Annotated in this window: 7 protein-coding genes and 2 pseudogenes; 4 read left to right on the top strand and 5 right to left on the bottom strand. The window is 60.9% G+C overall.

What is annotated here, in order from left to right; genetic code table 11:
* Window positions 1-3: 3 nt before the first annotated feature.
* Genes QLG10_RS14065 through fdnG form a run of 3 tightly spaced genes read right to left on the bottom strand, consistent with a single transcriptional unit; the run spans window position 4 to window position 4,655 of the window.
* Window positions 4-657 (bottom strand): formate dehydrogenase subunit gamma, encoded by a 654-nt coding sequence (locus QLG10_RS14065; protein WP_248677427.1) that lies wholly within the window; start codon window positions 655-657, stop codon window positions 4-6.
* The gene (gene fdxH, locus QLG10_RS14070) at window positions 654-1,589 is read right to left on the bottom strand and encodes a formate dehydrogenase subunit beta (RefSeq protein WP_110754894.1); all 936 of its coding nucleotides are present in this window, start codon (window positions 1,587-1,589) and stop codon (window positions 654-656) included. The genes QLG10_RS14065 and fdxH overlap by 4 nt, the downstream gene beginning before the upstream one ends.
* Entirely contained in the window at window positions 1,590-4,655 is a 3,066-nt protein-coding gene (gene fdnG / locus QLG10_RS14075) for a formate dehydrogenase-N subunit alpha (protein WP_146235766.1), read from the bottom strand. It abuts the gene before it with no gap.
* A 220-nt stretch (window positions 4,656-4,875) separates the two neighbouring features.
* Between fdnG and QLG10_RS14080 the strand changes: the two genes are divergently transcribed.
* Window positions 4,876-6,030, top strand: coding sequence for a PatB family C-S lyase (locus QLG10_RS14080; RefSeq protein ID WP_110754897.1), 1,155 nt, complete (start codon window positions 4,876-4,878; stop codon window positions 6,028-6,030).
* An 86-nt stretch (window positions 6,031-6,116) separates the two neighbouring features.
* Window positions 6,117-6,203, top strand: a pseudogene (locus tag QLG10_RS14085) (EfeM/EfeO family lipoprotein); the annotation flags it as partial.
* Between the two features lie 101 nt (window positions 6,204-6,304).
* On the opposite strand, the gene pssA reads toward QLG10_RS14085, so the two are convergent.
* Window positions 6,305-7,648, bottom strand: a complete 1,344-nt coding sequence (gene pssA / locus QLG10_RS14090; protein WP_282487559.1) for a CDP-diacylglycerol--serine O-phosphatidyltransferase — start codon at window positions 7,646-7,648, stop codon at window positions 6,305-6,307.
* 203 nt (window positions 7,649-7,851) lie between these two features.
* On the opposite strand from pssA, the gene QLG10_RS14095 reads away from it, so the two are divergent.
* Both QLG10_RS14095 and QLG10_RS14100 read left to right on the top strand, forming a co-directional pair.
* Window positions 7,852-8,415, top strand: a complete 564-nt coding sequence (locus QLG10_RS14095) for a TetR family transcriptional regulator (protein ID WP_282487560.1) — start codon at window positions 7,852-7,854, stop codon at window positions 8,413-8,415.
* Between the two features lie 56 nt (window positions 8,416-8,471).
* Window positions 8,472-8,945, top strand: a pseudogene (locus QLG10_RS14100) (nuclear transport factor 2 family protein); the annotation flags it as partial.
* A gap of 127 nt (window positions 8,946-9,072) precedes the next feature.
* Here the strand turns inward: QLG10_RS14100 and sfnG are convergent.
* Window positions 9,073-10,167 (bottom strand): dimethylsulfone monooxygenase SfnG, encoded by a 1,095-nt coding sequence (sfnG, locus tag QLG10_RS14105; RefSeq protein ID WP_110752251.1) that lies wholly within the window; start codon window positions 10,165-10,167, stop codon window positions 9,073-9,075.
* Between the last annotated feature and the right edge of the window lie 164 nt (window positions 10,168-10,331).

Genomic DNA, 10,331 nt, shown 5'->3' on the forward strand with positions numbered 1-10,331 from the left:
TGGTTATCCTTTTCTGTTCAGCGGCGGATCGGGACGCTCATCCCGGGTCACTTCACGGTACCAGAGCTCATGGTGTTTCTTTGCCCAGGCGCGGCTGACCCAACCATGCAGCATGGCGCTGACCGATCCCTTGATCCAGATGCCGGCGTAGATGTGCACGATGATGCTCAGGATCAGCACGAAACCGGCCAACGCATGCAGCAGCATTGCCCAGCGAATGCTGGTGATGCCGAAATAGGCGCTGAAGTAGGCGCGCCAGATCACCAGCCCGCTGAACAACAGCACCAGCATGCACAGCAGTAAAGTCCAGAACAGCAGCTTTTGCCCGGGATTGTATTTGCCGATGGCAGGCACGCCCTCCTCTTCATTTTTCATCACCCGGTCGACGCGCCGCAGCCACAATCGATCATTGGCGATAAAGATATTGGCGCGCCAGAAACTCAGGACCAGGCCGAAGAAAAACACGAACATCAGCACGCCCATGAACGGGTGCAGGATGCGCGTCCACGGCCCGCCACCGAACAGGTTGCTCAACCAGAACAGCGCCGGATGGAACAGCGCCAGGCCCGATAACCCCGCCATCAGGAACAGAATCGCCACCAGCCAGTGGTTGGTGCGCTGGTTGCTGGTGTAGCGCAGGATCTGTTTGCGGATCATGGCCTGTCCTCCCGCTTCGGATCATAGGTATGCACCGATGGATCGACTTCATGCACCGCAGGATCGCTCGACGGCGGCCGTTCATCTTCCTCGACCACCTGTGGCCCGACGCGCACGTAATGGAAGAACCCGGCCAGCACCGCCGCGCCCATGGCCAGCAGCGCCAGGGGCTTGCTGAGCCCCTTCCACAGGCTCACCAACGGGCTGATGACCGGATCGCTCGGCAGTCCGGCGTACAGCCTGGGGGTGTCGGCGTGGTGCAGCACATACATCACGTGCGTGCCGCCAACGCCCGCGGGGTCGTACAGGCCGGCGTTGTCGAAGCCACGACTCTTGAGGTCGACGATGCGCTCGGCGGCATGTTCCTTCATGTCCTGCTTGGAGCCGAACACGATGGCGCCGGTCGGACAGGTTTTCACACAGGCCGGTTCCAGCCCCACCGCCACCCGATCCGAGCACAAGGTGCACTTGTAGGCCTTGTGGTCCTTCTGCGAGATGCGCGGAATGTTGAACGGACAACCGGTGATGCAGTAGCCACAGCCGATGCAGTGATCCTGGTTGAAGTCGACGATGCCGTTGGCGTGCTTGATGATCGCCCCGGGACTGGGGCACGCCGCCAGGCAACCGGGTTCGGCGCAATGCATGCAGCCGTCCTTGCGGATCAGCCATTCCAGGTTGCCGGCGTCGGTTTCGTGCTCGGTGAAACGCATCAGGGTCCAGGTTTCTGCCGTCAGGTCCTGCGGGTTGTCGTAAGTGCCGAGGTTGTGCCCGACCTCGTCGCGCAGCTCGTTCCATTCCGAGCAGGCGACCTGGCAGGCCTTGCAGCCAATGCACTTGGTGGTGTCGATCAGCTTGGCGACTTCCTCCAGGTTGCGTACCGATGGCGGCACAGTAGTGGTGGCCGAGCGGGCAATGATGTCTTGGCTGGCCATTTAGACTTTCTCCACGTTGACCAGGAATGACTTGGATTCCGGGGTCTGGGTGTTGCCATCGCCGAGGAACGGCACCAGGGTATTGGTCAGGTAGCCGTGGCGCGTGAGCCCGGTGAATCCCCAGTGCAACGGGATACCGATCTGGTGCACGATCTGATTGTTGACCTGCAACGGACGAATCCGCTTGGTCACCACCGCCACCGCCTCGATGAAGCCTCGCTTGCTGCTGACCCGCACACGGTCGCCAGCGACGATGCCGAGTTCCCTGGCCAGCACTTCGCCGATTTCGACGAACTGTTCGGGCTGGGCAATGGCGTTGAGCTTGCAGTGCTTGCTCCAGAAGTGGAAATGTTCGGTCAGCCGGTAGCTGGTGGCGGCGTAGGGGTAATCCTTGGCCACACCCAGTGTGTCCCATACCGAATCGAAGATCCGTGCCGCCGGATTGCTGGTGGCTTTCTTGTTCTGCGGGTGCAGTGGGTTGATGCCGATCGGCGTCTCGAATGGCTCGTAGTGCTCGGGGAATGGCCCCTCGTTCATCTTGTCGACGGCGAAGAACCGCGCCACGCCTTCGGGGTTCATGATGAACGGATTCATGCCCGCCTCCGGCGCCACGTCAGCTTTGTAGTCCGGCACATCGGTACCGGCCCAGGCCTTGCCGTTCCACCACACCAGGCGCTTTTTATCGTCCCAGGGCTTGCCTTGCGGGTCGGCCGAGGCGCGGTTGTAGAGAATCCGCCGGTTTGCCGGCCAGGCCCAGGCCCAACCCTGGTGCTGGTGCATGCCGTACGGGTCGTTGTTATCGCGGCGGGCCATCTGGTTGCCCGTTTCGGTCCAGCTGCCACAGAAAATCCAGCACCCGGACGCCGTACCACCGTCGTCCTTGAGCTGGCCAAAACCGGCCAGTTGCGCGTTGCCCTTGATAAGCGCCCCCGTGGCGTCGGTAAAGTCGGTGACGGCGTAACCGTTGATCTCCTTGGCCAGTTCTTCCGGTGACGGTTCGTCAGGCACCTTGTACGGCCACGACAGTTTCAGCAACGGGTCGGGATAGGCGCCGCCTTCAGCCTGATAGCGCTGGCGCAGGCGCAGGAACAACTCGCTCATGATGCGAATGTCGGTGTACGCCTCCCCAGGGCCATCGGCGCCCTTCCAGTGCCATTGCAACCAGCGACTGCTGTTGACCAGCGAGCCGTCTTCCTCGGCAAAACAGGTGGTGGGCAGTCGAATCACTTCGGTCTGGATCGCGGAGCTGTCCACGTCGTTATAGGGCCCGACCTTTTGCCAGAACTCCGATGTTTCGGTGGCCAGCGGGTCCATCACCACCAGCCATTTGAGCTTGGCCAGTGCGGCCATGACGCGGTTCTTGTCCGGCAACGCGGCAATGGGGTTGAAACCCTGGCACATGTAACCGTTGACCTTGCCTTGGCCCATCAGGTCGAACACCTTGAGGATGTCGTAGTTGGGAATGTCCAGTTTCGGCAGATAATCAAAGGCCCAGTTGTTTTCCAGGGTGGCATTGGCCCCGTACCAGGCTTTCATCAGGCTGACGTGGAATTTACTGTAGTTCTGCCAATAGGACAGTTGACCAGGCCGTAACGGTTTTTGCGTGCGCTTGAGGATATAGGCGTTGTAGTCCTGCTCGCCGTCGCCTGGCAGCGTGAGGTAGCCCGGCAACGAATTGGACAGCAGGCCGAGGTCGGTCAGCCCCTGGATATTGGAGTGCCCGCGCAAGGCATTCACCCCACCGCCCGGCATGCCGACGTTGCCCAGCAACAGTTGCACCATCGCCGCGCTGCGGATGATCTGCGCGCCAATCGAGTGCTGGGTCCAACCCAGTGCATAGAGGATGGTCATGGTCTTGCCCGGTTGCGAGCAAGTGGCGATTTCCTCCCAGATTTTCTGCATGGCATCGACCGGCATGCCGCAAATCTGGCTCGCCAGTTCGATGTTGTAGCGGCTGTAATGCTGCTTCATCAGTTGATAGACGCAGCGCGGGTCCTGCAGGGTCGGGTCGGTCTTGACGAAGCCGTCTTCGCCCAGGTCATAGCCCCAGCCGGATTTGTCGGCGTACACACGCTTGGCCGCGTCATAACCGCTGAAAATCCCGTCCTCGAAGCCGTACCCGGGTTTTACCAGGAACGACACGTCGGTGTAGTTGCGCACGTACTCGTGCTGGATCTTGTCCTCGGTCAGCAGGTAATTGATCAGCCCGCCCATGAAGGCGATGTCGGTGCCAGTGCGGATCGGCGCGTAATAGTCGGCCACGGAGGCCGTGCGGGTGAATCGCGGGTCGACCACGATCAACCGAGCCTTGTTGTGCGCCTTGGCTTCGGTCACCCACTTGAAACCACAGGGGTGCGCCTCCGCTGCGTTGCCGCCCATTACCAGAACCAGATTCGCGTTGGCGATATCGGTCCAGTGGTTGGTCATGGCACCACGGCCGTACGTCGGGGCAAGACTTGCCACCGTCGGGCCGTGTCAGACACGCGCCTGGTTATCGAACCCCAGCATGCCGAGACTGCGAACCACCTTATGGGTGATGTAGCCCGCTTCGTTGGACGCCGCCGATGCCGCGAGGAATCCGGTGGTCAGCCAGCGGTTGACCGTCTGCCCCTGGGCGTTCTTCTCGATGAAGTTAGCGTCGCGGTCAGCCTTCATCAGGTCGGCGATGCGATCAAGCGCTTCATCCCAGGAGATTCGCGTCCACTCGCTGCTGCCGGGCTTACGCACCTGCGGATATTGCAGGCGGCTGGGACTATGGATGAAGTCCAGCAGGCCTGCGCCTTTGGGGCACAGGGTGCCGCGGTTCACCGGATGGTCGGCGTCACCTTCGATGTGGATGATATTTTGCGCGACATTCTTGGCCGCGTCGCCCTGGCTGTACATGATCACCCCGCAACCGACCGAGCAATACGGGCAGGTGTTGCGGGTTTCATGGGTGTGGGCAAGCTTGAAATGGCGAACTTGCTCGGCGAAAGCGGCAGTCGGGGCCATGCCCAACGCGCCCAGGCTCGAGCCTGCAAGGCCGATACCGGCGACCTTGAAGAACTGACGACGGCTGAGGTCCATCGTGCACTCCTTAACAGGTGGAAATCCGGTACGTTGCCGGATTCTTCTGGACAATCACGGTGGCGGCAGTCTCGCTACCGACACCTGAAACTGTAGACAATGGGTAGGCGTCTTGTGTGAAAACCGACCGTCGGGCAACCATCGATATCCTTGCTCGCACCCACAGGGGCTTGGCGATTATCATGGTTGCCATTCCAACCCAGCGTTTACGAGACTGCGCATGACTTTCGATTTTGATCAGGTGTTCGACCGCCACGGCACTGGTAGCACCAAGTGGAGCCGTTACCCGGCCGACGTGCTGCCGATGTGGGTCGCCGACATGGATTTCGCCGCGCCGCCGATGATTATCCAGGCCCTGCAAAAGCGCCTGGAACACCCGTTGCTCGGCTACAGCGTGGCCAAGGACGATTTGCGCGAGGCCATCGTTGCCGATTTGTGGAACAAGTACGCCTGGCGCGTCGAGCCGCAAGAGCTGATCTTCCTGCCGGGCGTCGAGTCGGGCTTCAACATGGCGCTCAAGGCGCTGGTACAGCCGGCACAGAATGTAGTGGTGCAGGTTCCCAACTACCCGCCCCTGCGTCACGCAGCGGGTCATTGGGGCCTGAACAAGGTCGAGCTGAGCTTCGACCCGCAACCCGACGGCACCTACGCCACGCCATTGGCGACCTTGAACGAGTCCCTGCAAGGCGGCGGTGCGCTGCTCCTGAGCAACCCGCACAACCCGTTGGGCAAAGCCTTCGCCCGGGATGAACTGCAGGCTATTGCCGACATCTGCCTGGCCAACGAAGCCTGGATCATCTCCGACGAGATCCACGCCGAACTGTGCTTCGACGGTCGCCAACACCTGCCCATGGCGTCCCTGAGCCCGCAAATAGCCCAGCGCACCATCACGCTGATGTCGGCCAGCAAGGCCTACAACATCGCCGGCCTGAAAACCTCGTTCATGATCATCCAGGACCGCCACCTGCGCGAGAAGGTCAATCATGCCCGTTGCGGCATGGTCGACAGCGTCAACCCGCTGGGCATGGAAGCGACCCGCGTCGCCTACAGCGAAGCCGCCCCCTGGCTGGTCGCGCTGAAGGACTACCTGCAGGGCAACCGCGATTACCTGGTCGACGCCGTGCGCAGCCGTTTGCCGGGCATTACGATGAATGTGCCGCAAAGCACCTACCTGGCCTGGCTCGACTGCTCGGCCCTGGGGCTGGACAACCCGCAACAGTTCTTCCTCGAACAGGCCAGGGTCGGCCTGAGCCCGGGCCTGGATTTCGGCGATGGCTGCCAACAGTTCGTGCGCCTGAACTTCGGCTGCCCGCGGTCGTTGCTGGAGGAAGGGATTGCTCGGATGGAGCGCAGTTTGCGTCACCGTAACGGCTGATCCCGATTTGCCCGCGAAAAACGATATCGCGGTGCAACAGACACGCCGGCAAGCCTGGCTCGCCTGTAGGAGTCAGGCTTGCCGGCGAAGACGATCGCAAGGCGCTGGTCGGGCCGGTGAATAGGCTGGCTGAAGATCTGTCGACGTTCCGGGGCAAGCTTGGGTTGAACTGAGTCTTGTAGCGTCTGGACGGACGTCTTCGCTGGCAAGCCCGCTCCTACAGGTGATCGCATTCCCCTGTAGGAGCTGGCTTGCCAGCGAAGCTTTTATGGTCCTACAGAATGCGGTAGAGCAACCGCTCGATGCGCACCCGGCTTACCCGCTTGAGAAACTTCGCCACCCCCGCCGGGTAATCCGGCAGGGTTTGCAGGTCCTGGTAGCGCTCGATGCGCCGGGTGTGCTCGAAGATCTGTGCAAGCTCGGTGCGGCGGGGTTCGAGCAATTCGTTTTGCGGATCATCGATCAGCAAGGCGTTTTCCAGATCGAGACGAAACGCCCGCGGATTTAGGTTGTTGCCGGTCAGCAAGGTGTAGCGCTGATCGACCCACATGCCCTTGAGGTGGTAGGTGTTGTCGCCGTCCTTCCACAAGTGCAGGTTCAACTGGCCGCTGTCGATGTTGCGCTGATGCCGCTTGGCAAAGCGGCGCAAGCTGATTTCGTAGAGATACGGCAGCGCCGAGATCACCTTGAACGGCTCGCTCGGCGGGATGTAGAAGTCGTTGGCGGTCTTGTCTCCGACCACGATGTCGATCTTCACCCCCCTGGCCAGCGCCCGGTTGATTTCCCGGGTCACCGCCAAGGGCAGGTTGAAGTACGGCGTGCAGATGGTCAGCTGCTGCCGGGCGCTGCCGATCAGCTCGCCAATCACCCGGCTCAACGGATTGTTCTTGCCTACGCCCAGCAGCGGGCTGACCGACAGGCCATCTTTGTCCGTGGTGCCCTGGGTCGTGTCGTAGGCCGCGTGCTTGAGACGGCTGCGCAGGTCGCCGATGTCGTTGCGCAGGCTGCGGGTGGTCGGCAGGTTTGGCAGGTCCAGGCGATGCACCGCCTTTGAAGCCACCAGGCCGTGCTGTACCAGGTGATGCATCGAGTCGGCCAGCGCGCGATTGTGCAGCAGGTGGTAACGGTCGTACCGGTACTTGTCGAACTTGTGCAGGTAGACGTTGTTCAGGCTCGCACCGCTGTAGATCACGCAGTCATCGATGACAAAACCCTTCAAGTGCAACACGCCAAACAGCTCGCGGGTCTGCACGGGCACGCCGTACACCGGCACGACGCTTTGGTGGGTGCGGGTCATTTCCTGATACCAGGCCGAGTTGCCCGGCTGCTTGCCGGCACCGATCAGCCCGCGCTGGGCGCGCAGCCAGTCAACGACCACCGCCACTTCCAGTTCCGGCCGTGCCAGCTTGGCCGCGTGCAAGGCGTCGAGAATTTCCTGGCCGGCCTCGTCCTGTTGCAGGTACAGCGCAACGATATAGATGCGCTGGGTGGCGCTGGCGATTTTTTCCAGCAGGCAACGGCGGAACTCGGCGGCGCCAGAGAGGATGGTGACGGCATAGGCGGTCAGCGGGAAACTGCGCAGTTTGGGCAGCAGGGGGCGTTTGAAAAGCGACGGCATAGGGCTCGCAATGGGTCGAATCCGAAGAACCCGAGAGCTTACACCATCGTTCGGTTTGGGTCTTGCGATGAGGCTCATACCCTATAAAAGATCGCAGCCTTCGGCAGCTCCTACAGAGATCAGTGTAGGAGCTGCCGAAGGCTGCGATCTTTTGATCTCAGAAACAGGTTGACCATGGAGAACGATCGTTCTACTGTATCCACATGAACAAGATAACCAGCAACGACACACGCGACATCATTCTGGATGTCACCGAAAAGTTGATCTACAAAAGTGGCATTGCCGCCACGGGCATGGATCTCCTGGTGAAAACCGCCGGCGTCTCCAGAAAAAGTATCTATCGCTACTTCGCCAACAAGGAGGAGCTGACCGTCGCTGCCCTGCAACGCCGGGATGAACGCTGGATGCAGTGGTACAGAAGCGAAGTCGGACAGGCCCAGACGCCAGCCGAACGCCTGCTCAACCTGTTCACCGTACTCACGTCCTGGTTTGCCAGCGAAGGTTTTCGCGGCTGCGCATTCATCAACACCAGCGGTGAAACCGGCGATCCGCAGGACCCGGTGCGCCTGGTGGCCAAAGAACACAAACAAAAGCTGCTCGACTACGTGTGCGAGCTGTGTACCGAATATGGCGCTGAAGATCCGCAGATGCTGGCCAAACAGCTGCTGATCCTGATTGACGGAGCCATTACCGTCGCGCTTGTCATGGGTGACCACAGGGCTGCCGATAATGCGCAATGCATGGCGCGGAAGTTATTGGACCTGTAATAACCTGATCAAGACCGACAACTTGTTTGAACTTTAATTTAATAGGGAGACATGAAATGTCTAACGCCGAAGTTCGTCCGCCATTGCCGCCGTTCACCCGTGAATCGGCCATTGAAAAAGTTCGCCTGGCCGAAGATGGCTGGAACTCCCGCGACCCGGAGCGCGTTTCGCTGGCCTACACCCTGGACACGAAATGGCGAAACCGCGCCGAGTTCGCCTACAACCGCGAAGAAGCCAAGGGCTTTCTGACGCGCAAATGGGCCAAGGAACTGGATTATCGCCTGATCAAGGAGCTTTGGGCGTTTACCGATAACCGCATCGCCGTGCGATATGCCTATGAATGGCACGACGATTCGGGCAATTGGTTCCGCTCCTATGGCAACGAAAACTGGGAGTTCAACGAAGACGGCCTGATGGCGCGGCGCTTCGCCTGCATCAACGACATGCCGATCAAGGAAAGCGAGCGCAAGTTCCACTGGCCGCTGGGGCGTCGTCCTGACGACCATCCGAGCCTGTCGGACCTCGGCCTGAAACCCGGCACTGATCATTCCCACGCTCTGCGTGGTAATGCAGCCCGGGACGCTCCGCGTCCCTGAAGCGGACGCGGAGCGTCCGGTGAGGAGTTCCCACGCAGAGCGTGGGAACGATCAGTCGTGTTCAGGCGACGGCTGTTTGCGGCTTCACCAGCCCCTTGGCCTCCAACTCACGCACCAGCGGCAACACCCGCTTGCCGAAGTATTCGACTTCTTCCTGAAAGTGCAGGAACCCCGCCAGCACCAGGTCTACACCCACCGCTTTCAATGCGACGATGCGCTCGGCGATCTGTTGCGGCGTACCGATCAGGTTGGTCTTGAAGCCGTCGTTGTACTGCACCAGGTCCTCGAACGTGGATTTCGCCCAGTTGCCCTCGCCTTCGGGTGATGCCCTGCCCGCCTGTTTCGCCGCATCACCGAAGGCATTCACTGCCTGCGGATCGGCCTGGTCGATGATCTGCGCCAGCACCGCTCGCGCCTCTTCTTCCGTATCTCGGGCGATGACAAAGGCGTTTACGCCAACCTTCACCGAGTGATTGTTCGCCGCGGCCTTGGCGCGAATGTCGTCGACCTGGGCCTTGATGCCTTCCGGGGTATTGCCGTTGGTGAAGTACCAGTCCGACACCCGCGCTGCCATGTCCCGCGCCGCACGGGAACTGCCGCCCTGGAAGATCTCCGGCCGGCCCAGTGGCTTGGGCTTGAGACTGTAGTTGTCAAAACGATAGAAATCGCCGCGAAAGGTGAAGTTGTCCTCGGTCCACACGCCTTTGAGCGAGCGAATGAATTCTTCGGAACGGCGATAGCGTTCGTCGTGCTCCAGCCAATGCTCGCCAATGGCCTGGAATTCGCCCTTGAACCATCCGCTGACGATATTGACCGCCACCCGGCCGTTGGTCAGTTGATCGATGGTCGCCAGTTGCTTGGCCGCCAGTGCCGGTTGCCATGGCCCCGGCAGGATCGCGGCGATGACTTTCAGTTTGTGGGTGGCGGCCAGCAATGCATGGCTGAAGGCGACGGACTCATGCTGGTATTCGGCGCCGTAACCGGCAGTGAAGCGAATCTGCGTGAGCGCATATTCGAACCCCGCCTCTTCGGCCAGTTGCGCCAGTTTGCGGTTGTAGTCGATGCCCCAGTGGGTCCGTTGCTCGATCTTGCTGACCACCAGCCCTCCGCTGACGTTCGGTACCCAGTAGGCGAATTTGACGGCTTGCTGACTCATTGGCGTGTCCTCGGGACATTGGGATTGTCCCAGGGGTAGAGCAGCAAGCGTGCCAGTGCCTGCCACGACTTCCCTGAACCGAACGAGATCCCCTTGTGGGAGCGAGCCTGCTCGCGAAGGCGGCTTGTCCGCCAACATCGATGTTGAGTCGGATGGCCCCTTCG

It is taken from the genome of Pseudomonas sp. V98_8, assembly GCF_029967975.1.
GTDB lineage: Bacteria > Pseudomonadota > Gammaproteobacteria > Pseudomonadales > Pseudomonadaceae > Aquipseudomonas > Aquipseudomonas umsongensis.